General features: G+C 42.8%; 18 protein-coding genes. 5 read left to right on the top strand and 13 right to left on the bottom strand.

All coding sequences use genetic code 11. From position 1 onward, the window contains the following. Positions 1-3: 3 nt before the first annotated feature. From AAA970_RS20565 to AAA970_RS20595, 7 genes are all read right to left on the bottom strand, one after another. Complete coding sequence (locus AAA970_RS20565) at positions 4-1,266, bottom strand: FG-GAP-like repeat-containing protein (protein ID WP_060689455.1); 1,263 nt, start codon at positions 1,264-1,266, stop codon at positions 4-6. Beyond that, positions 1,263-1,751 carry a hypothetical protein gene (locus AAA970_RS20570; RefSeq protein ID WP_338238768.1) on the bottom strand — a complete coding sequence of 163 codons (489 nt, stop codon included), beginning with the start codon at positions 1,749-1,751 and terminating at the stop codon, positions 1,263-1,265. Before AAA970_RS20570 ends, AAA970_RS20565 begins: the two co-directional genes overlap by 4 nt. Further along, positions 1,744-2,865, bottom strand: a complete 1,122-nt coding sequence (locus tag AAA970_RS20575; RefSeq protein WP_338238769.1) for a ferritin-like domain-containing protein — start codon at positions 2,863-2,865, stop codon at positions 1,744-1,746. Before AAA970_RS20575 ends, AAA970_RS20570 begins: the two co-directional genes overlap by 8 nt. A 23-nt stretch (positions 2,866-2,888) precedes the next feature. Then, a complete protein-coding gene (locus tag AAA970_RS20580) occupies positions 2,889-4,796 on the bottom strand; it encodes a GMC oxidoreductase (RefSeq protein WP_338238770.1) in 1,908 nt (635 codons plus the stop codon). A gap of 523 nt (positions 4,797-5,319) precedes the next feature. After that, positions 5,320-5,739 carry a DUF4174 domain-containing protein gene (locus AAA970_RS20585; RefSeq protein ID WP_084792967.1) on the bottom strand — a complete coding sequence of 140 codons (420 nt, stop codon included), beginning with the start codon at positions 5,737-5,739 and terminating at the stop codon, positions 5,320-5,322. A 250-nt stretch (positions 5,740-5,989) separates the two neighbouring features. Then, positions 5,990-7,105 (bottom strand): aminopeptidase, encoded by a 1,116-nt coding sequence (locus AAA970_RS20590; RefSeq protein WP_338238771.1) that lies wholly within the window; start codon positions 7,103-7,105, stop codon positions 5,990-5,992. A gap of 394 nt (positions 7,106-7,499) precedes the next feature. Beyond that, a complete protein-coding gene (locus AAA970_RS20595) occupies positions 7,500-8,381 on the bottom strand; it encodes a LamG domain-containing protein (RefSeq protein WP_338238772.1) in 882 nt (293 codons plus the stop codon). A gap of 420 nt (positions 8,382-8,801) precedes the next feature. Here AAA970_RS20595 and omp85 point away from each other — a divergent pair, with 420 nt between their 5' ends. Next, entirely contained in the window at positions 8,802-10,124 is a 1,323-nt protein-coding gene (gene omp85, locus AAA970_RS20600; RefSeq protein ID WP_338238773.1) for an Omp85 family outer membrane protein, read from the top strand. Between the two features lie 24 nt (positions 10,125-10,148). Here omp85 and AAA970_RS20605 read toward each other — a convergent pair whose 3' ends face one another. The 3 genes from AAA970_RS20605 to AAA970_RS20615 form a co-directional block, all read right to left on the bottom strand. Further along, on the bottom strand, positions 10,149-10,400 hold the full coding sequence (locus tag AAA970_RS20605) for a type II toxin-antitoxin system Phd/YefM family antitoxin (RefSeq protein ID WP_338238774.1): 252 nt from the start codon (positions 10,398-10,400) through the stop codon (positions 10,149-10,151). 500 nt (positions 10,401-10,900) lie between these two features. Next, entirely contained in the window at positions 10,901-12,214 is a 1,314-nt protein-coding gene (xylA, locus tag AAA970_RS20610) for a xylose isomerase (RefSeq protein WP_338238775.1), read from the bottom strand. Positions 12,215-12,232: 18 nt separating this feature from the next. After that, on the bottom strand, positions 12,233-13,699 hold the full coding sequence (locus AAA970_RS20615) for a xylulokinase (protein ID WP_338238776.1): 1,467 nt from the start codon (positions 13,697-13,699) through the stop codon (positions 12,233-12,235). A 274-nt stretch (positions 13,700-13,973) separates the two neighbouring features. On the opposite strand from AAA970_RS20615, the gene AAA970_RS20620 reads away from it, so the two are divergent. From AAA970_RS20620 to AAA970_RS20630, 3 genes are all read left to right on the top strand, one after another. Then, positions 13,974-14,513, top strand: a complete 540-nt coding sequence (locus AAA970_RS20620) for a heme NO-binding domain-containing protein (RefSeq protein ID WP_338238777.1) — start codon at positions 13,974-13,976, stop codon at positions 14,511-14,513. Beyond that, positions 14,510-15,826 (top strand): response regulator, encoded by a 1,317-nt coding sequence (locus AAA970_RS20625; RefSeq protein ID WP_338238778.1) that lies wholly within the window; start codon positions 14,510-14,512, stop codon positions 15,824-15,826. The genes AAA970_RS20620 and AAA970_RS20625 overlap by 4 nt, the downstream gene beginning before the upstream one ends. 115 nt (positions 15,827-15,941) lie before the next feature. After that, positions 15,942-17,831 (top strand): LTA synthase family protein, encoded by a 1,890-nt coding sequence (locus AAA970_RS20630; protein WP_338238779.1) that lies wholly within the window; start codon positions 15,942-15,944, stop codon positions 17,829-17,831. Positions 17,832-17,917: 86 nt separating this feature from the next. On the opposite strand, the gene AAA970_RS20635 is transcribed toward AAA970_RS20630, so the two are convergent. Further along, a complete protein-coding gene (locus tag AAA970_RS20635) occupies positions 17,918-19,081 on the bottom strand; it encodes a transposase (RefSeq protein WP_338235692.1) in 1,164 nt (387 codons plus the stop codon). A gap of 740 nt (positions 19,082-19,821) precedes the next feature. Between AAA970_RS20635 and AAA970_RS20640 the strand changes: the two genes are divergently transcribed. Then, positions 19,822-20,766 carry an exonuclease domain-containing protein gene (locus AAA970_RS20640; RefSeq protein ID WP_338238780.1) on the top strand — a complete coding sequence of 315 codons (945 nt, stop codon included), beginning with the start codon at positions 19,822-19,824 and terminating at the stop codon, positions 20,764-20,766. Between the two features lie 507 nt (positions 20,767-21,273). Here the strand turns inward: AAA970_RS20640 and AAA970_RS20645 are convergent. Both AAA970_RS20645 and AAA970_RS20650 read right to left on the bottom strand, forming a co-directional pair. Further along, positions 21,274-22,806: a glycerol-3-phosphate dehydrogenase/oxidase gene (locus AAA970_RS20645; protein WP_338238781.1), complete on the bottom strand. Its 1,533-nt coding sequence runs from the start codon at positions 22,804-22,806 to the stop codon at positions 21,274-21,276. Positions 22,807-23,114: 308 nt separating this feature from the next. Further along, entirely contained in the window at positions 23,115-23,828 is a 714-nt protein-coding gene (locus tag AAA970_RS20650) for a DUF2490 domain-containing protein (protein WP_338238782.1), read from the bottom strand. Between the last annotated feature and the right edge of the window lie 44 nt (positions 23,829-23,872).

A 23,872-nucleotide genomic window follows, 5' to 3' on the forward strand; every position in this document is an offset into this window, starting at 1 on the left:
AAGCTAAAAATCATTGTAAAACACATTTACCTGTGAATTGTCACAGAGATAATAACCCGGAGTGTAATAGCCGGTGGTGGCAAAGTCCAAACGGCCATCCCCATTAAAATCACCCACCACTATGCGTGCTGCGGAAGCAGTAGACACCCGCCATCTCTCAAACAAGCCTTTCTCCACATCAATACATTTGTAATAATACACCCCCTGATAGGGTAACGGACCACGAAGTGCCACCAGAAATTCATCATTTCCATCCCCATCAAAATCACCCGTTACCACATGGTGGCCAGGCCCTTGGGTTTCCGGATCAAATTCTCCAAAAGTATCCAGTATGGTCCTTTTCCAGGGATGATCCGTCAGATCATGTCCCGGCTTCCGAGTATAGACCGCCACGATATTGCCATGGAAAGGATCAATAGTCGCGATATAAGCGTAAGGGTCATTTCCCACCCGGCCATAAGCCACATTTCCGCATCCACGGAAACCAGCAGCCTGCCCGGTCTGATCCCCTTCTCCAAAGGGAACAATCTTCCAGCCATCCGATTTTTGATCATAATAAAACCAGCTGATGCCTTCTTCACTGGCCAGCAATACCGATTGTAAATCTGGTCCGGAATAGCCCCCAAACCAGTTTTTCACCACTCCGTGAATCACCCGGAAATCTGTATTATTGATCAAACTGCCTTCCCACTCCGGTTTTTCTTCCGGATGGTCCGGCACCTGAAAGAGAGTGACCGCTACCGGCTCATGCACCCCTTCTCCATAGGGTCGGCATCCCACTACCGGAAGGGCCAATAGTTCCAGTTTATCGGTCTGGGTGAAGTGGCCCAACTGCAGGCGGTGAGCCGCCATCAGGTCGCTGATGAAATGACGATTCCATTCCTGCTCATCCTCATAGCTCCCCGGGTTTTCCAGCCAGGAAATCTTCCCATCCTCCGGACGGCACCAAAACATGCAATTCCCATAATTGTGGGAAATCACTAGATCATTCCGGCCATTTCCATTAATATCTCCGGTATCTATCGCCACAGGCAAGGGAAACTTCGCTATGGTACGCTTCTTCCATCCGGGATTTTCAAACCATACCACCTCTCCCTCGGCCAGCCCGGAAGTCACAATATCCAATTTTCCATTGCCGTTAATGTCCACGGCCTCTATCCAATAGCCATCTTTTTGGTGATCAGCCAGCGTATGCTTCTTAAAAGAAGGCGTCTTCACTGTGCCATTATTCAAATAGCCCAGCTCATCGTATTTTGTTTCACTCATGATGTTTGTTCGATTATGGAGGTTTCGATTTCAGGAATTTCTGGCGCTTTCGTCCAGGAGGCATAGCCAGGAGCTTTTGCGCCCATAGGATGACTGCCGATGGTCGGCCACATTAAGCCTTCTTTATAGGCATTGGCCGAAACCACAAAAGTTGAATTTGCTAATGACTGACCAAATTTATCTGTCCATGCTGAAGGCAGTTGGTACCAGGTACCGCAGAACCACATTTTGATCAGGCTCCGTGCCACCGGACCATAGCACTCATCAGATAAAATCTCTTCTCTCAGGGCGGTATGAAACGCCTCCCCGCCAAGATCCTGAATTTTAGAATAGGCTTCCAATAGGTCGCACAATATTGTGGGGCCCACCACATTTTCCACAGTAGCTAAATATTCAGCCACCTGCCCTGTTCCATAAAGTTCGAAGGTGGAAAAGGCAGTCAATTGTTCCGAGAGGGCAACGAATAATGTTTCAGAATTATTCATAAGACAAGCCCTCCGTCGCTTTAACCTGTTCACTCACTAAGCTTAATTCAAAGGTAGGAGCGGCATTATTACCAGCCGTTCCCGGAGCAGGATTACGAACGATCTGATACATTTTATCCTTAATCACAAACATATCGGATACCGCTGGAATGAGCGTTTCCGGTGCCCCATTAAAGGCCTTGGTTAATTTATCAAGAAACGTTTTATATACTTGGTTGAAATCAGCAGCGGCCCTCCGGACCTCCGAATTTTCGGGGTAATCTTCCAAACGCGCATTAGTCAAAATCGGATAAACCGCATTCCAATCAATATCCAAAGGCTCTCCGCTAGGTTTTCCCGCCTCATCACCCGGATGGTAATATTTTCCTAAAATCAATTGCTCAAAACGATAATAATGCGCCAGCTCCCCTTCGTAATCAAAAATACCGCCTTCATAACCCTCGCCCTGCTCAGAGATTAGGCGAATCGCTGCTTTTGCGGAGGCTAAGTCCGTTACCGTGATGATTTCACCACCGCCAGAATAGTAGAAATCCGAGGTAATCTGCTTAGAGGCATCACCACAGAACAGGGCATCTTCCCCGATTTCGGCGGCAATTTTCTCCAGACCTTCTTCAATCGCATGGTAAAATTCCCCAATGCTATAAAAATGATAATGTTCACCATCATCATGTTGAACAGTCGGTAAAATATAATTACCTCCCATTTCTTTTAAGGGTTTTTTCAAAAAGTGAGGCTGCTTACCTACTTTTTCAGGTGATTTTGCCGGGCGCTCAATATTTAAAAAAGTCTCAATACAATTTTTAGAAAACTTCTCCAGGCTAACGGTAAAATCTGTCTCCCCACTGGGTAAATAAGCAGGATACAACGGACAAAAATCCGCCCGGCTCAAATCCGGAGTACCTCCAATAGCGTTCAGTATGTTAGCAGAAAGCGTAAGGTGTAACATCTCCTCCACCACCACTACCCGGATCAGGTTATAGGCTTCCAAATTATGCTCCGGCATAATGGAATACATAGCAGTGAGATAGGGAGGAATGGTGGCATGTTCCAACTGGATTGCGGCATAGAGATAATCATAAAGATCCTCTAACGTATTAATGGGTGTTAAGGCCATAGTTCAATATTGTTTCGATGAAATTAGTTTTGCATGGTTTTTAATTGCGCCAAAATGGCTTCTGAAGCCAAGAAACAGGTAGCTGCCATGGTCAGCGTGGTATTCGAAGTACCGATGGAAACCATACTACCGGCCCCAACCAGATATAAATTATCATGATCCCAGGACTTCTGATGGCGATCCACCACGGAATTGGCTTTAGAGGTTCCCATAATGTGCGTGCCCGCCAGGTGATTTCCGCCCTTCAATTCATAGCCCTGACCTTTATAGGAAATATAACCGTAATTCAGGGGATCATATTGCGTATAATCTTCAGCTCCTGATCGTTGGAAAATGCGTTCGGTAAGCTGACGGGCATAGCTGACCCCTTCCAAAGAGTAATCCGGAACATTAAAGGAAAGGACTGGTCGCATATTTCCCAGAGCATCTGTAAACTGCGGATCCACCGTAATACGATTACTCTCCATAGCAGGTAATTCCACCATTACGGCCATTAATAATTGTCGGGACAACTGACTGACCATTTCTTCCCTTAATGCTGTTCCATATTTATTCATTCCGTCAACCGCCTGCACTAAATTTTGATAAGGTGCTCCGGTGGCCCATCCCCATCCGTCATTATGGATATCTATCGCAAAAGCCGCCTGCTGCTTTCTGAAATAACCGGAACGCAAATCGGAAATCCCGGAAGTACACACCGTTCCGCGGTAAGTACCGGCAATTTCCGGGAGCAAGCCCCAGGTTAGCAGGTAGGGATGATCCATCAGGTTTTTCCCCATCAGGCCACTGCTGGAACTCAAACCTGAGGCCAGCATTAAACGTGCATTTTCCACTGCATTCGCCGCCATGATGAATAATTTCCCACTCACCTTAATGGACTGATGAGAAGGATTATTCATTTCCTGATAACATTTCACCTCTACCTCAGAAATTTTTCCATTATCTGGATTGACGGTCACCCGGGAAGCCACTGCCTGCGGTAATAAATCAACCCGACCGGTACGCATGGCATCTGCCAGGGTTTTCCGGGCGTCATATTTTGCCTGCACCGGGCAAATGGGTGTACAGTTATTGTTTCCCTGACAGCGCTCTCCCATTTCATTTTGATGCGCACTTACCGCACCTTTGGGCAAAAATGGCTTTCCATTATTATAAGGAGCATAAGCCTGATTAGGAATACCATTTCTTCCCTGAGGAAATGGCCGTACTCTTAAAGCATGTTTCTCCGCTCCAATTTCAACCTCCATCCCTTCAATACCCTTATCTACACACTGATCCAAATAAGAAGGCGGCATACCATGCATTGGAAAAACATAATCATCGGCATATAAAGAAGCCTCAGTGGGTTCCCCACTTTCGGGATTGATGTGCTTAAAATCCTGCGTTTGCACTTCCCCAGAAACCCCCATTTCTGCTTCTGCTTTACGATAGTAAGGCTGAAGCTCCTGATAAGATAAAGGCCAATCCAGACCATGTCCGAAGAGCGTACGCATTTTAAAATCCTCTGGCAGCATGCGGGGAGTTTTGGACTCAAAGTGCATGGTTGTTCCTCCTAAAACTCTGGAATAGGAAGAATCACTGACGAATGGCCCTTGTTGCACCATATAAGCTGCAGTATTCGGTTCTCCCGGGCGGAGAGGTTTTACATCAGTACCCCGGGGCATGGCCGCATTGGGGTTCCGCTTAAAAGGTGCATTATTGTCTTTGGTGGCAGCCGTATAAAACTGGTCCACATACTTTTGATAACCGGGAATGGTCAGGTCTTTTCCCGGCCCGGCCTCCAACATTAATACCCGATAACCTGCTTTGGTTAATTCCTTAGCAACAATAGAACCACTAACGCCGGATCCTACAATCACCGCATCATAAAAAGTGGATTGCGCAATTTCTGGTGTAACAGTGGCCGTTAGGCCTCCGTGAGAATCGCTCATAAATCTGTATTTAGGTTGGTGTTAAAATATTTTGACAATATTATCCACTCATACTATTAAACTATAGTATGAAAATAATAAATAATCAAAGTGGTGAAGACAGTCTACCCTCAAGCCTTTTATTAAATTCAGGAAAAATGTGTATTTGTCATAACATATTGCGCAACAGGAGAATTATGTCATGTCATGCCAAATAAAAAATAATGTAATAAAGAGGATGAAAATCAAACCAAATAATAAAAAACACTGGATTCTATCAAAAAAAAACGTGTGTCCCGAATAATAATTCAAATGAAAAATTCCATCTTTTGTCCGATATTCAAGGTCTTTGTCAAAAAAATCACCAACTCTTTACCGTAACCAAAAATTCCTTTTTGTTTAATTTCCAACCTTTCGAATATTAATCAAAACCCCTTCAAGAGACCCTTTCCCCTTAAAAAACATAATAGGAGTTCAAATTAAAGCCATTCTATACAGCAAGAGATAAAAAGGATATTTAACATTTAGTTGTGGAAAATAACAATTAATCCTTTCCCATCTCCATTCTTCTTAGCGGCATTTGATCAATGAATTCGAATATTTCGGCAGGCGAAATAACTTTGTGCTTTACTAATTTATCTCCTCCGTCAATTCCCAATAAGACAAAAGTGAAATCATGATTTTTTTGGAAACTTTTGTAAAGGTCTTGGTCTACGGTTTTAGCGATTTTTTCAGGAAATATTTGCTGTTTATACTGCCCATCAAGGTGAAAGACCAAAATTTGTCTGGCCTTCATTCCTTCCGCCTCTTTTTTTAACCATTGCCATTGCTGCTGATAAGCCGGCTGAAGCGTATCTTCAGATAAAAGCAGAATAATCCGGTGGTGCCATTTAAATTGGTTCAGGTCCTGTGCTTTTCCCATTAGACAACAACAAAGAAAAGCCAATAATAATAGATACCTCATAGATTAACCTACGAAGAAGAGCCACAAAAAGATAAAGGGCAACTCCTCCGCGGAATTGCCCTTTTATTGATAATAGCATGTTTAAAAGCACCCCATCCGACTGCAAAATCGAATTATTGGAAGCGATTTTGGATAATTTCTCCACAATAGAGATGCTATGCTCTCAAAATAATCGGTATCGCTTCTGCAATAATCAATTTTTCGCTGCGAATTTGTGGCTTTTTAACAAGCTCTAAAGAAAAATCGTGATTTACTTCAGCTGCTCCGGATTCAGGCCTTCCAGTTCCGGCACCACAAAAATACCATCCTTACGGATCAGCTTGCCATCAAAATACATTTCTCCTCCACCATAATCTTCACGCTGAATGCAAACCAAATCCCAGTGTACCGAAGAACGGTTTCCATTGTCAGCCGTTTCATAAGCCTGACCTGGAGTAAAATGGAAAGATCCACCAATTTTCTCATCAAAAAGAATATCCCCCATCGGGTGCATGATATAAGGGTTCACGCCAATGGCAAATTCGCCCACAAAACGCGCCCCTGCATCCGTATCAAAAATCTTATTGATACGCTCGGTATCATTGGCCGTCGCCTCCACGATCTGCCCATCCTTAAATGTCAGTTTTACATTTTCAAACATAAAGCCCTGGTAAGGCGACATGGCATTATAGCTGATCGTACCGTTCACCGAAGTTTTCACCGGAGCGGTAAACACCTCTCCATCCGGAATATTGCGTTTACCGGAACACTTAATCGCCGGGATCTCCTTAATCGAAAATTTCAAATCTGTCCCCGGTCCTTTGATTTCCACCACATCTGTCGCTTCCATCATGGCCTTCAGGCTATCCATCGCACGGTCCATCTTCGAGTAATCCAAATTACATACATTGAAGTAATGATCCTCAAAAGCTTCCGTACTCATTTTTGCCAGCTGCGCCATAGAAGGGTTCGGATAACGCAACACTACCCAACGTGTCTTAGGCACACGCAATTCCAAATGCACCTTATTCAGAATGGTCTCATTGAAAATCTTCATTTTCTCTTGTGGCACATCCGAAAGTTCATTCACATTAGAACCGGAACGTAAGCCAATATAAGCATCCATATCACGCATCAAATCCGCTTCCGCCTTTGCCATACGCTCAAATTGCTCCTCTGAAGCGCCCATTCGCAAAGCACGCTCCACCTCCAGATCTTTCAAAGCAACAAATGGCAGCGCCCCGGCCTTATACGCCTCACGCACCAAGGCGGTCACCAATTCCTTCTCCACTCCAAAATTCTCAATCAATACCTTCTCCCCTGCTTTCAATTCACAAGAGTAATTAATCAGATTATGGGCCAGTTGGTCTATTCTTGGGTCCTTCATAGTGTTATCATTTACAAATTAAAATCCAGCGAAACTAAACAACCAACATCCAAAATTCAAATTTGATTGGAATATTGCATTTTAAATAGCTTGTTTAAAAGCAAAATGCGTAGCGAAAATTTGATAATTGTAGCAGCGATAAAGGATTATTTTGAGAGGATAGCATCGCAATTGTGGAGAAATTATCCAAAATCGCTTCCAATAATTCGAATTTGCAGCCGGATGGTCGGGTTTCTAAACACGCTCTACGTGAACTTTTTTGGGGGCTTCCCTCCTGTCGTCGGTCGGGCTGGCGCGGCTCGCTCTTTTGCCGGCCATGAATAATTTGACCCCAAAACCATCGCCGGCAAAAGGAGCTCAAACAAGCCCGCTTCATCCCTAAGCCAAACCAGTGCTACTGTGCAATATCGTCCACCACTTCCCAAACCCGAACCCAGTCATAGGAGGTCGTCCGTTCTGCTTTATTGCCGGAGGCCACCATACCGCCATCTTCCGGCACCGGGTTCCAGTCATAGGTTTCAATGGCCATCTGAATCCATGCCGGCATATCAAAAGGCGTACTGGGTTTAATGGTGTACTGATATTCCCCGTCCAGATAGAACAAAATCTCTTCCGGCGATTTCCACCAGGCCCCGTACACGAAGTAACGCTCATGGTTTGCCACCTCCGTCTTCACACTGGCTTGCATTTGCGTCGGCTCCGGATTACAGTTGGTCTTACGGTGAATCGCATTGGAATGATAAATCTGATCCCAGTTCTTCGCCCATTTATGGGTCAGGTCAGAGGTGACGCCCACACATTCCTGGATGTCGAGCTCCAATTTTTTCTGACAATCCTTATTATTGGTCATCAGCCAAAAGGTAGAAGACATCTCCGTAGCATTGGCTTTCATGCGCGCCTCATAATACCAGCCCGGCTGTCCCGGCTCAATGGATCGCACAATAGCGCCGGTATATTTGAAATCCCGGCCATTAATGTGTTGCTCTTTTTTCAATTTGGAAACTTCCACCTTCAACTTACCTTTCTTCACCGAAACATTTTTGGACTCAAATAATCCGGGCGGTCTGCCAATCCACATCCAGCCATTTCCTTCCGGCTCGATCTGCCATTTTTCCAAATCCACCTTTTTCCCCTCAAACTCATCAGACAGCGCTTCCACCTTCTGCCATTTTTTTCCTTTTTCCAAAGGATCTTTTCCTTCCAAAAAATAAGGTTGTGCCAAAACATAGCTGACATTGACAACCACCAGCACTAATAAAACAAAAAATCTTTTCATATTAAACCATTTTAAGAAAGACCCAATTAAGCCTTTTTCACGCTTAGGAAAGGAAAAAAATCACCTCCAATACCGGCCCGGATTTTTGAATCAAACATTTTTTAGTTTTAAACCGGATTTTTCAGGCTTAAATCCTCGTTGAACTGCAGGGGAAGAAAAAATGACGAGATAGTTTCCTAATTCGATTTTTTCCCAATGAAGCAGATGAATGAAGAGAAAGATTGCCTGTCCAAATTCGGGCTGTTTAAAACCAAAGAAAACACCAGTAAAAAACTGAAGTAAAGCGACTTGAGTTGATTGGATGAATTTTGCGGTGTATAATTCCGGTTAAGGTATATTCAAAGTGATGCCCAAATGAACTGGTTACTTCCCATGAAATGCTTAGCTTTGATTTTTGCTTAATACCTGTACTACCTGAAAATGACTAAACCACTTTTACTCATTACCCTGTGCCTGATGCCATTTTTTTGCATGGCGCAAGAACAAGAAGAAATAAAAAAAGGCTATAATGTGGGAGCGCTCCCTGTGGTCAGCTATGACCACGACCTTGGGTTTCAATATGGTTTCCTGGCCAATATTTACAATTACGGTGACGGCCAAGACTATCCGCAATATCACCACTCCCTGTATATGGAATACAGCCGATTCACTAAAGGAAGCAGTATTTATCGTTTGTATTACGATTCGGAATACCTGATCCCTAAAATCCGTTTGACAGCAGATTTAAGTTATATACCCAATGAAGCGGAAAATTTCTTTGGGTATAATGGATATGAATCGCGCTATCATCCTGAATGGGAAGATCAGGAATCGTCCGCCTACAAATCCAAGATGTTCTATCGGTTTAAAAACGACTTTTTCCGCTTCAAAGTGGACTTTCAGGGGAAATTCGCGCAGTCTCACTGGGGATGGATTGCCGGCTGGAATATGCAGAAAATTTCCTCCGACCTGGTAGACATCGATAAGCTGAATAAGGGAAAATCGGCGGATGAACTTATTCCTTCCCATGATGACCAACCTGGACTTTTTCAAAAATATCAGGAATGGGGTATAATCTCCGATGAAGAAGCCAGCGGCGGCTGGATTCCATTGCTCACCGCAGGTATCACCTATGACAGCCGGGACCAATTGGCTTGCCCGATGTCCGGTATGTGGTTTGAAAGTTTAATTTCTCAGGCCTTACCTTTCGAAAACCAACCTACCTACACCATTGGATCGATGATTTTCCGACACTATATAACGATTGTGCCCAAAAACATCAACTTTTCCTATCGTCTGGCATTGCAAAGCAAAATTGGGGGAGACATCCCATTTTACGCCAAAAACCAAATGATTACTTCAGTGTTGACCGGAGCCTCCTCCTATGCCTTAGGTGGTGGAAGCTCCCTGAGAGGGGTTTTGCGTAACCGGGTGGTTGGTGATGGCTTCGGACTGGCCAATATTGAAATGAGGTTTAAAGTGGTGCGCTGGCAAATGCTGAATCAAAATTTCTACCTGGGATTAGTCCCTTTTGTGGATGGAGGAATGATCATCAATCCGGTGGATTTCGATAAAAGTCAAATCTCGGATGAGGATTTAGCCTTGCATTTTGGGGACCAAAATGAGAGCCTGCACCTTTCTATGGGAGTAGGCACCATGGTGGCAATGAATGATAATTTTATTATAAGTATCGATTACGGCAAGGCACTTAATCTGCAGGATGGGAATAATGCGGTTTATATTGGATTGAATTATATGTTTTAAGCTTGATCCAAGAACACTCGCCTATCACCAAATTTTAGTTTTTAAAGATTCACCTGCCTTGAATTGTCTCATAGATTTATTCAAGGCCTCCCAATTTGTTGAGGTTGAAAAGAGGTGAAGGGTCTCCAAGATTGAATTATATTCCTTTAGGGAAAGCAAGATCACGCCATTGGAGGTAGGCGTTCTTTGAAGTAAAAACGTCTCTTCGCTTTCTTCTACCTCGTCAAAGAGGGCATCCATTTCCTTTTGGAAAACAGCGTTTGTAACAACTTTCATCCATTCAATAAATAGGTTTCCTCCATTTAAACAAGCAATTCTCCCTCAGGTTTTCGGTTTCTTGATTCAAAACCACCTGCCTTCCCCCAGCTTTACGGGCGATTAGCCCGGCCGGGGCAGGGATGAAGCGGGTCTGTTTAAACCACAGCGGCCCAAAAGGCCGATGGGGTGAGCCGCGCCAGCCCGGTGCGGACGTCTAAGCGGCCGCAGCCCCCATAAGCCGAATTATTCACCGCCAGATTTTTAGTAATTCACCTTAACTGATTTATTATCTTTCCATTACATTCACTCCAGCTAATTTTTTTATTGCCCAAATTTGGATAATCCCGCTTTCTCCTCATTCATCTGCTTCGTTGGGAAAAACTCGAAATAGGAAAAATTCCTTCATTTTTCCCGCCTTGAAACTAAAGTAGGATTTAAACAGGAATGATCCGGGATAAAAAAAAGCCCGGATCAATGACCCGAGCTCCAAATTTAGAAGTAAAAACAAATGCTATTGATTAATAAAGGTGACGGTTAATCATCGCCTCGATATATTCCTGACGACCGGACTTACGCTCCGGCTCACCAGCTTGTAATGCGTGTGCACGCAAATCTTCCAAAGTCAACTGACCTGCTTCAAAAGCAGCACCTTTTCCGCCATCGTAAGAAGCATAACGATCTTTACGGATTTGCTTGTATTCTGAGTTCTCCAAGATATCGTTCGCTACCAATAGTGCTTTAGCGAAAAGATCCATAGAAGAAATATGCGCGATGAACAGATCCTCATCTGTGAATGAAGTACGTCGAATCTTCGCATCGAAGTTCACCCCACCGCCTTGCAATCCACCACCTTCAAGAATCACCAACATGGCTTCGGTGATTTCAGTCAAGTTAACAGGGAACTGATCAGTATCCCATCCATTCTGGTAGTCACCACGGTTGGCATCGATAGACCCCAACATGCCATTGTCCACTGCTACCTGTAATTCGTGAGTGAAAGTATGGTTCGCCAAAGTAGCGTGGTTCACCTCAATATTCAATTTGAAATCGTTCTCCAAACCATGCGCTTTCAAGAAGCCAATCACGGTTTCAGAATCGAAATCATACTGATGCTTAGTCGGCTCAGCTGGCTTAGGCTCAATGAAGAAAGTACCTTTGAAGCCTTGCTTACGCGCATAGTCACGTGCCATGGTTAGGAAACGTCCCAAATGCTCTTTCTCACGCTTCATGTCGGTATTCAACAAAGACATATAACCTTCGCGACCACCCCAGAATACGTAGTTTTCACCACCCAAAGCGATCGTTGCATCGATGGAGTTCTTCACCTGCGTAGCGGCATAAGCCAATACGTTAAAATCAGGGTTGGTAGAAGCACCATTCATATAACGTGGGTTAGAGAATACATTCGCTGTACCCCAAAGCAACTTCACCCCTGTCTCCTGCTGTTTGATTTTGGCATACTCCACAATGTTCTTCATGCGGCGTTCATACTCCTCAATGCTCTCGCCTTCATCCACCAAATCCACATCATGGAAACAGTAATAAGGTGTACCCAATTTTGCCATAAATTCGAAAGCGGCATCCATACGCATTTTTGCGCGCTCAACTGCGTCCTCTACATTTGCCCAAGGGAATTCACGGGTTCCCGGACCGAAAGGATCGCCGCCCTCTCCGCAGAAAGTATGCCAGTAAGCAGTCGCGAATTTGAAATGCTCCTTCATGGTTTTGCCTGCTACTACACGATTTTCATCATAATAGCGGAAAGCCATAGGGTTTTTGGAGTCTGCTCCTTCGAATTTTATTTTGTCGATTCCTTTAAAAAACTCACTCATAGTATTGGGTATTAATATTTATTTCAAAAATGATTTCCAACGTTGGTAGGCATCCTGATACTGCGCCGCATTTTGCATATCCGGCTCGATCATGCCCAAATTTTCAGTAGCAGCGAAGGCCTCATCGAAAGTGGCAAATTGCCCCATTCCGTAGGCAGCACCTAAAGCGGCACCACGACTTCCGTCTGTTTCATATAATTCTATCGGTACTCCGGACACCCCAGCCAGGGTTTCACGGAATATTGGACTTAAAAACATATTGGCTTTTCCGGCACGAATTACCTTGGGGTTAATGCCGATTTCGGCCATCACTTCCATCCCATAGTAAAAGGAAAAAACAATCCCTTCCTGTGCTGCGCGCATCAAATGCGGACGGCCATGCTGATTAAAATTGATACCGTGCAAACTCGCGCCCGGATTACTATTTTGTAATACTCGCTCGGCACCATTTCCGAATGGCAAGATGGACAACCCCTCAGATCCGATGCTTACCTGAGCGGCCAGATCGTTCATTTCCGGATAGCTCAGTTCTTTGCCGATTTGCCCTTTCAGCCAGCTATTCAGAATTCCTGTTCCATTGATGCACAATAAAACCCCCAGCCGACGCTCTGCTTCCGTATGGTTCACATGGGCGAAGGTATTCACTCTGGATTTCGGATCGAATTGTAACTGATCACTCACGCCATATACTACACCGGATGTTCCGGCCGTTGCAGCAATATCTCCTGGCTTCATCACATTCAGCGAAAGCGCATTATTCGGCTGATCTCCTGAGCGGTAACATACCGGTGTTCCTTCTGCCAGTCCTAATTCGGCAGCCATAGTCGCATTTACCTTTACCTGCTCGCCGAAAGTAGGCACCACATCCGGAATCAAATCTTTGGATATGCCGTATTGATCCAGCACCAGGGAGGCAATATTATTTTCTTTGAAATCCCACAGAATCCCTTCCGACAAACCCGTATTAGTTGTGGTAATATCACCACTCAACTTCATGGCAATATAATCGCCCGGCAACATCATCTTATGAATTTGGGCATACACCTCCGGCTCATTTTCTTTCACCCACTTCAGCTTGGAAGCGGTGAAATTTCCGGGAGAATTGAGGTGATGGGCCAAACAAGTCTCGGCTCCAATGGCTTCAAAAGCGGCATTTCCAATTTCCACTGCCCGGCTATCACACCAAATAATGGAAGGACGCAAAACCTTTTGATTTTTATCTACGATCACCAAGCCATGCATTTGATAGGTAATCCCGATGCCCTTCACTTCTTTCAGATTCACCTTTTCACCGGCAATACGAGTGGCCTGTACAAGCGAAGCCCACCACATTTCAGGTGCCTGCTCTGCCCAATTGGCTTGGGGCGCATCGATTTTCTGTTCCGTTTCGGGATAAGTAACCGAAAGCACTTGTTGACCACTCTCGGCATCCACAAGGGACAGTTTTACCGAAGAAGTACCAATATCATAACCTAAAAAATACATATCAGCTAAAATAAATTACAAATGAAGCCTTTTAACAGATTAACAATTGAAAAGCTTTTTTCTCTATTGTTTTTCCATTTGTCATAAAATAAGCGGTTACAAATAGAAAACACAATGGGTCAAAAGGGTGCATCGAAAAAAAACGGTTCCGCAACCGTTCCCAAAAGCGATCTTTTTCACATTTACTTACATTTATGGAAATCTTAAGTCCGGAAAACCAACTTGAAGCCCTGCACCACGTTCCATTTTTATAAGTACCCAAGCAACCTCAAATATGAAAGGCGTCGTTTTTACAGAGTTTATTGATATGGTCGAAGATAAATTCGGCTTCACCACCGTGGACAACATCATTGAAAATAGTAATCTGCCTTCCGGCGGGGCCTATACCGCTGTGGGCACTTATGATTACCACGAAATGCTGAGTCTGGTGGCTAATCTGCATAAGGAAACCCAGATTGGAGTAGAAGACTTAATGAAAGTGTTTGGGGAGCATTTGTTTTCAAGGCTGGCCAGTTTATACCCTCATTTTATGGAGGGGGTCACCGATCCCTTTGAATTTTTGGCCACTATCGAAAATTATATTCATGTAGAGGTAAAAAAGTTATATCCGGATGCCGAGCTTCCTTCTTTTGAAACAGAACTAATGGACGATAGGACATTAAAAATGGTATACCAGTCCATTCGTTGTCTTTCTCCGGTGGCCGAAGGTCTGATTATGGGTTGTATGAAATATTTCGATTCAGCGTGTAGTATTTCAACCAAAATGCTGACCGAAAAAGGAGATAAGGTGGAATTTCTAATTTCTCGCAAATGAGTGAATTGGAGTTAAATGCCTTTAAACGCGCCATTCAAAGGGAAAAAAATGCCCGTAAATCAGCAGAGCAATTACTAGAGCAGAAGTCTCTAGAGCTGTTCTATGCCAATCAAAAGTTACAGGAGCATAATGCTAACCTGGAGGAAAAAATTCAACACAGGACCCGGCAATTAAAAATTGAAAAGGAAAAGGCAGAGCAGCTTGCCCATGCCAAAGCCCAATTCCTTTCGGTAATGTCCCATGAAATCAGAACACCGCTTAATGCCATTATTGGTATGGGGCATTTATTATTGGATCAAAACCCAAGACCTGATCAGTTAGACTTGTTAAAATCGCTTCATTTTTCAGGGAAACATCTACTGGGCTTAATCAGTGATATTTTGGATTTCAATAAGATTGAAGCCCAAAAACTGGAGTTAGAAGCCATCCCCACAGATTTAGAATATACCTGCAGACAGCTCTCCAAAGCACTAAATTTTAAGGCGAAAGAAAAAGACATTCAATTCCTTTTTAAATGTACAGACGATATACCTCCTGTACTTACCGACCCTACCCGCCTGGGACAAATTATTACCAATCTGGGGGGAAATGCCATAAAATTCACTGAGCAGGGACATGCGGGTTTGCGGCTGTCCATTTTAAAACGACATGCCCATGCAGTAGAGGTAGCTTTTGAAATCTTTGATACCGGAATAGGCATTCCCGAGGACAAGGTGGATCAAATCTTTGAATCCTTTTCGCAGGCCGATGTCAATACCACCCGAAAATTTGGAGGAACCGGGCTGGGTTTAGCGATCACCAAAAACCTAGTAGAAATTATGGGGGGCAGCATAACCGTAGAAAGTAAAATCAACGAAGGCTCTTCCTTCCGATTTAGCCTTTATTTCCCATTATCGGATAAATCCATCACTAAACAGGAAATTATTACGGACTACATTCCAAAGGGAAAAACCATTCTGCTGGCGGAGGATAATGTAATGAATGTGAAGGTCGCGGCCGGATTTTTAAAGAGAATGGGCTTGAAGATGGTGCATGCAGAAAATGGGCAAAAAGTAATAGAGCATTTAGAAGATGATAAAACACCGGATTTAATTTTGATGGATTTGGAGATGCCCGTGATGGACGGTTACCAGGCCACTCGCATTTTAAGGAGCCGATATCCTCACATTCCAATTATTGCCCTCACGGCAAATGCTACCATTGAAATCAAAAAGAAAGCCTTATCTGCGGGTATGGATGATTACCTCACCAAACCTTTTGACCCGGACACTTTCCGATCCACCTTACATCATTACCTTACCCATAAGATCTAAGCACGCTGCCCACTTAATCTGAAATTTTTTTCCCTGCGTTTGTACATTTTTTTGCTTTTCTGTCTAAAAAGGGAAAAATATTACACCTGTTCGCCCTCCCATGTGTTGTAAATTTATGCACAAATTTGCGGAAAAAATTACTACCAAATATAGTCTGACCACCATGACCCTGCGTCTTTATTTTTTTTGGATGGTCATCTTTGCGGTGGAGAGAAGTTTGTTCTATCTCATGAACTGGACAGAATTGGCTCCCGTTCCCTTTTCAGAAATCATCTTTTCCTACTTCAAATCATGGAAATTAGATACCTCCACGGCAGGTTATCTGATTGCCTTTCCCTTAGTACTCAATTTGCTGGGCACCCTATTTCCAATTAGTCAGTTGGTTAAAAGCATCAACCTGATATTTACCACCTTTTTTCTGGTGGTGCTTTCATTTATCATTAGTTCAGAAATTGCCGTTTATGAAGTATGGCAGACAAAATTAAGTTTTAATGTTTTACGCTATTTGAAAGAGCCGGCACTGGTTATGGATGTCACCAGTCCCGGTATTACCCTTCAAACTACACTCCTCTCCATAGTTCAGGTTTTTATCGGCCTTTTATTATATCTTCGCTTTATCCATCATCAAAAAATACAACTCACTCACCAGCCGATTTTAGCGATTCCACAATTTGTCATCTTAACGTTAGCATTGGTTTGGGGCATTAGGGGAGGACTCTTTCAAATGACGCCCATCACCCAAAGTGTGGTGATCTTCTCCAGGCACGATATCATCAATTGGGGAACCATTAATAGTCATTGGAATCTAATCCAAAGCATTGAAAATAATGCGCGTAACGGGGAAGAAAACACCATGATCTATATGCCAAAAGCGGAAGCAGAGCAATATCTGGAAGCATTCCTAAAGCCTGAGCAGCAGGATAGTTCCTTTAACATCCTGACGCAAAAGCGCCCCAATATTCTCATTTTTCTTTTAGAAGGATTCACTTCTGATGTAGTGGAAAGTTTGGGTGGATATCCCGGCGCCACACCCTTTATGGAAACCTTAATGGATGGAGGCTATACGTTTACCCAATGTATTTCTTCCGCCACCCGTACAGAGCAAGGGCTTACCTGCGTTTACGGCGGCTATCCGGCTCAGCCCAGAACTGCCATTGTCGGGCAGCTCTCCAAACATAAAAACACCCCCAGCATCACGGAAGAATTACAAAAGGAAGGATACTGGACCTCCTTCCATTATGGGGGCGAACTATCCTATATCAATATGAAGGCCTGGCTTTATACCAAAAAACTGGACCTAATCATAGATGAAACCTTTTGGGATTTACCGGAAAAAAAAGGCGGACTGGGTTACCATGAGGAAACGGTATTTCCGCAACTACTGGACGACTTGAATAAGGCTCCGAAACCTTTCTGTTCCGGCATTTTAACGACGGCCACACATGATCCTTTTGATCACCCTAAAATTAAAACATTCAAGGTGGGGAAAGTCATGAATCACTTATTGGATGCAGCCTATTATACGGACCACCATTTAAAAGAATTTTTCCAGGCTGCCCAGCAAACCGACTGGTATAAGAACACTCTCTTTGTTTTTGTAGCCGATCATGCTCGTAAATCTCCCCGCCAATGGCCCAGAGACTGCTATGAATCGCGACTGATCCCGCTGTTTTTTTTCGGAGATGTCATTAAAGAAAAATACCGCGGCATAAGGGATGAGCGTATGGTCTCCCAAATAGACATTGCTGCTTCGCTCTTCCATCTGATGGAAATCCCGACAACAAGATATCCCTGGAGTAAAAACCTCTTTAACCATCAAATGCCGGAATACGCCTATTCGTCTTCTTTTGAAAACATTATTTGGGCGAGTCCTGAAAAATATGTGGTTTACGACATTGATAAAAATGTTCCCGTGCCTCATTTGAGTGGAGCATATTCGAAACAGGAAATCAATTTAGTCAAGGGATATACACAATTACTAATGGAGGACTTTTTTGAAAAATAGTCAGAGGGACCATGCCAAAACCAACAGTTACTGCAGCAAACATACGTCCCTTTTGAGGCCTTAATATTACAATACTCCGTAAAGAATTAGGCCGCAATACAGCCAAATCTCTCTATTTGGAGCATTTGCTCTGAATTATTGTACGGTTCGGGGGCAATCCCGAACCCTTTAAATATTCTTTGGATATAGTTTCGATTAAAATATAGCATCTTAATACTTGATAATGAGAAGGGTTCCTTTTCTTCGGTTTTATTATCAAAATAGTGAAGCGCCTTTGCCACGGACACCGCCGTTAGAGACATATTTATGTGATTATGTATCTTATTTTTACTCCTTGCTTGGCAGTGAGTCAAACCGGTGAATTGTTTGGCATCTCGAAATAGAAACTCAATTTGAAATCGAAGTCGATAACGCTCAATTATTGCGGAACCGCTTTGATTAATGTCTGTACTGAATAAAATTTCTCGTCTGGTTTTCCCATTGTCAAGCTCAGTAACGACGACCACACACTTGATCCATCGTTTAAGACTTTTACTATGAACCTCTGCTTCGAAAGCCTCCGAGTTTTCATTTTTGAAACATAGTGTAAAGTGTCTTTGGTCAAGATTATTAAATTTCACTTTTTCTCCATAGACCTTGGGTCGCCCTCTTTTTCCGGTAGGTGGTTCGGTATTTCTGTAACGAAGAAATGCGTTTTTAGCCAATTTACTAATGACAATAAACCCTTTTTCTACTATTGGATCGACGAATGTAAAGCGCGAAAAGTAAGCATCAACAACCACACTATCTGATACTTGCTTGTACAATTCAACATTTGACAAAATCAAATTGGCATAAAAGGTCAGCAAATTAAATGACTCGTCCTCACTCTTAAAGGTTTGATGGGCCTCTAAATGCATTGCGGTTTTACTTTCGAGGCCAACACTTGCTATTCCAGTAATTTCTAGACCTCTTTTTGTTGAATTATCGCAGCCTGACCAAAAGTACCCTAAACCTGGGGTGAGTTGACCACTTTTGGAAACATAACTTGGATCAAAGGCAATGATGCGCAATTCATCTTTAAGTGTCTTAATGAGCTCAATATTGAAAAAAAGGTAATTGAAATATTTTTCATACCATGATCTAATCGTGGCCTCATTGTACCGCAGATACCGACTCATGTTGGTGAAATTATTACGACCACGGAAAGACAGTAGTCCTTTCAAATTTTCTATCATGAAATCCCTCTCCCATTTGTTAATGTCTAACATTTTATGGAATATTTGCGCTAGGAGTGTTTCGATGCTCTTGATGGTGACTTAGTATGTTGGTGTTTGGCGATACAAATATACAGGTCACCATTTTTTTTACAATAGCTCAAAACTCTACGGAGTATTGATATTAAGGACTGCTTACTAAACACCTGAAATTGAACAAAGCAGCATATCCGAAAACTATTAGCCAAACCCTCTATTTCCCCACCTGCGTTTTTTAACCAATTGTACCAGAGGCAGACTTATTTGGCGAAATCACAGCAAGCCCGGATTATCCATGCTTACATCCTTATTAAGCTCCAAGGAGGCAAAAATGACATAATTTCTCCTAGGAGCCTGTCGGATTTATACCATTTTATTCTATTAGACAAAATATTATTTGGCGCCTCTATTTTCAATTGAAGAAAATATATTTCCAACTCCCGAAATATAGCCTTTAGAGCTAGTTTTACTTCAATACACAATTAATGGACAAAATAATATTTTGTGATTTTAGTGAAGTCAATTATATCCGACAGGCTCCTAGTTCAAGGTTTTATCAGCGAAGTAGATGAATGAGGAGAAAGCAAGCGTGCTCAAATTTGGGCAATTATCAATTCAGCAATTGATAACTTATTATATTAAAACAAAAGCCACCACAGACGAATCACTTTATTTAACTACAAATAATTCAGTTAAAATATCCCTTTCCCATAACCAAAGCCTCCAATGCAGTAATCTCTGATTTTATACATTATATGCTGCATAAATCTGCTATCTTTGTCGGCTTATTTAAGGAAGAGATGAGGTTTTTAGCATTAGATTTTGAAACAGCCAATACGGCAAGGAACAGCGCATGCTCGGTGGGGGTAGCCTTATTTGAAAATGGCCAATGCATCCGTTCTGCACACTTTTATATTCGTCCGGAGCCCCTGTATTTTGCTCCTATCAATATCGGCGTACATGGCATCCGGCCAGAAGATGTGGAGGATGCACCGGATTTTATGGCCATATGGGACATCATTGAAAAAGATTTTGAGGCCGATATGATTGTTTGTCATAACGCAGGTTTTGACATGAGCGTGCTACGCGCTTCCCTGGAAGCCGTAGACATCTCCTTCCCTGACAAAAATTACGCCTGCACCTACCAAATAGCCAAAAAAATCCACCCTCACCTCCCCAATCATAAGCTTAACACTTTAGCACACTGCTACCAGTTGCAACTTACCCACCACAATGCGGAAAGCGATGCTTTAGTATGTGGACAATTAATGGTGCACTTTCTTCAGCACTTTGAATTGAATCATATTGAAGATTTGTATGAAATATTTGCAGGCCAAAGTGGAAAACTCCTGGCAGGTACTTACCGGAGACCGGAAATCAACCGCCCCATCACCATACCGGTAGATTATAACGCCCCTACCAATATTGCCATTAATCAAAATAGCCTGCTCAAAAACAAAAGAGTCGCCTTCACCGGGGCGCTCAATTCACTTTCCAGAGGGGAGGCCCAAAGCATGGCGGCTAAGGCAGGCGCCATCACTCATCCGGCAAATGTTTCCCGTTATACTTCCTTTTTAGTCACCAATAACCCACAAAGCGGATCTACCAAAATGCGAAAAGTGGCGGAACTCAGGTCGAAAGATTATCATATTGAAATCATCAGCGAAGAAGAATTCCTGGATCTAATTGCCGAAGCTTAAGCAGGATTATTTACCGCTAGGAACCTATTGGATTTATACCAATTTAGTCAATTAGACGAAATATTATTGGGGATCTCTAATTTCAATTGAAGGAAATATCTTTCCAATTCTCGCAAAATAGCCTTTAAGGTTAATTTGACTTCAATGCACAGTTTAATGGCCAAAATAATATGTTGTGATTTTAGCGAAGTCAATTATAATCCCACAGGCTCTTGGCCTAAAACGATCTATTACCAAGTTATTTCAGTTTGATTTGCTGATTTTTAATCGCCTTAATTAGGACGAGCTTGCTATTCCCTTTCGTCGTTTTATTAAAAGCTTAAGCCCAGGAGTGTGTTTAAAAGCCAAAATTCGCAGCGAAAATTTGATTATTGCAGAAGCATTAAAGGATTATTTTAAGAGAATAGCATCGCTATTATTGAGAAATTATCCTAAGGGCTTCCAATAATTCGAATTTGCAGCCGTTTGGTGTGCTTATTAACATGCACTATGCATAAAAATTTCAGATTAAATGGGTAAATAGGTTTGGGCCAGTCTAATAAAACGCTCTTGCTCCTCCATTATCCACTCCTGATTTTCTTCCAATTCTTCCGCCATGATCTGAGCCACATCGGGTGCAATACAAATGGCTTCCCTGGCATCAAGAAATAAAACACGAAATCTTCTGGCTAAAATATCCTCCACGTGCAGCGCCATTTCTCCACGAATGGCCCAACGAATATGTCCTTCTTTTAAATTGAATTTTTCACTGATCTCTCTGGGGAATTGCAAAATAAGCGCCTCCATTTGTGCCTGATCCACCCCAAAAAAATGACCTTCATCCACTCCAGAAAATGTGAAATTTTGGGTCTGGCAAGGCCGATTAGGCAGATTAAATTTTTCTTGTATAAAATCGATGGTATCCTCCGCCATCTTCCTGAAAGTAGTCCATTTCCCTCCTGTAATGGTAATTAGGCCATTTTCCTCCATATGCAGGTAATGTCGTCTGGAAATGGATTTCGTCGCAGTTGCCGTATTTTGATCAGAGGGAATCACCAATGGTCTTAATCCCGCAAATACGGAAAGCACATCACGCTTCCGGGGCTTGCTGTTTAAATATTCCGCTGCCGTTGTTAGAATAAAATCAATCTCTTCTTGAAAGGCCACAGGATCCAACTGCTTCTTTTCAACCGGCGTATCTGTGGTTCCTAATAGTAATGCATTGTGCCAAGGAATAATAAACAACACTCTTCCATCCCGGGTTTTTGGAATTAAAATCCCCTCTTCCCGCGGTAAAAACCGTCGGGCAAGTACCAAATGCACCCCCTGACTGAGCTGAATAGCAATCGACTTCTTTGAATGAGCCGCCAATAATTGGTCTGCAAAAATTCCGGTAGCATTGACCACACAATTTGCTTGTATGGAAAACGACTGGCCATCTTCTAAATCTTCTGCAATAACTCCATTTATTCGATCATGCTCACCAATCTGTAGGCGCTTCATTTTACAGTAATTCAGACAAACCGCCCCTGCCCTTTCTGCCGCTTTCACCAAATCAATGGCCAGCCTGCTATCATCAAATTGTGCATCAAAATAACGAATACCGCCGGCCAATCCATCCGGTTTGATGGTAGGCAAAGCCTCTTCCACCTCCTGTACGCTCAACCATTGAGACTTTCCTAAACTTAAATTACCGGATAGCCAGTCATACACCTTCAGCCCCATCAAATAATATAATCCATACAGATAATTATAGGAGGGAATAATCAACCCTATTTTTTTGACCAAATGCCCCGCGTTTTGCAAAAGAATACCTCGCTCGCGAAGCGCTTCCCGTACCAGAAAAAGATCTCCCTGCTCGAGGTAACGAACTCCGCCATGAATAAGCTTGGTGCTTTTACTTGAGGTACCTTTGGCGAAATCTGCCTGTTCCAACAGGAGGGTCTTATAACCTCGACTAGCCGCATCCAAAGCACAGCCTAAGCCTGTGGCTCCACCTCCAACTACCAATACATCGAAAGTTAGACACTCCAATTGTTGTAATTTTTCAGCCCTCTTCATTTAATAATAAACGTAGCCCTTAACAGTAACGCCGATATCTGATGATCAATCAAAAGAAATCAGGATGGCATCCAGAAAAAGTCTCCGAAGCTCAACAAAAATTTTGCCTGTAGCTGACAAAAATCATGAAAAACAAATTGTTTTTTGTAAAAAAGCAACAAATTGATCAGTCAATATTTGAGGAAAAAATTATTAAACCCTTAAGTGGCTGCCTTAAAATTTTTAAATGACGGCAACAGTTTTGAAATATATTAAAAACATAAAATCCATAAATAAGATCTAAGCCGGCATATCACATTAAATTCAGTCTAAAATCGTGATCTTACCACCAATTGGAATACGTTCTCATAGAGTCGAAAGCCTTTGGTTAAATTATCTTCCAGAATATAAGTGAAATCAATTTGCCAATGCTCTCCAATTTTATAACCCATACCCAGAGAAAAGCGATTGGTTTCCGGATCATTTACCACCGCCTGATTAGTAGGTGAGGCCATAAATATCTCATTAATGACCATCACAAATACCTGTTTACCATTGGCTACATTCGGCCAGGGGAAATAATAATTTAAACCCACCAGATAACGTAGCCTGACTGCCCAGTCTTCTTTCCCGTTCTCCCTCCAAAAATATCGTTCCTCAAATCTTAATCTATGGGTCACTTTGAGGTGATCAATGCCCAAACCGTGCTTAGCCCCAAAATCCTGATTTAAACGAATTTCATTCTGCCACAAATTTGAAGGCGTTTCCCCCTGATTATTGTGCCACCAATCCTTCCAGAAACCCCCTCCGATACCCAAAGTGAACACTTTTGACTTTGAAAGGGGCAACACATATTTCGATCTTACCTGAAATCGATCCCGATGCCCATCCAGCCAATTCACATAAGCATAATCACTATTCACAGAGGCACTTGCCCCTACCTTATGCGTATCAAAATGCCGTAACCAAATTCTGCTTTTTTGAGCCTTTAACTGAAAACTGCAAGTTGAAAAAAATATAAAAAATAATGCCCTCCATTTCATCTCACAAAAATGAAAAAGAAGGCATTAAAATTCAAGGTAGATCC

It is taken from the genome of Persicobacter diffluens (assembly GCF_036244895.1).
In the GTDB taxonomy this organism is placed as follows: domain Bacteria; phylum Bacteroidota; class Bacteroidia; order Cytophagales; family Cyclobacteriaceae; genus Persicobacter; species Persicobacter diffluens.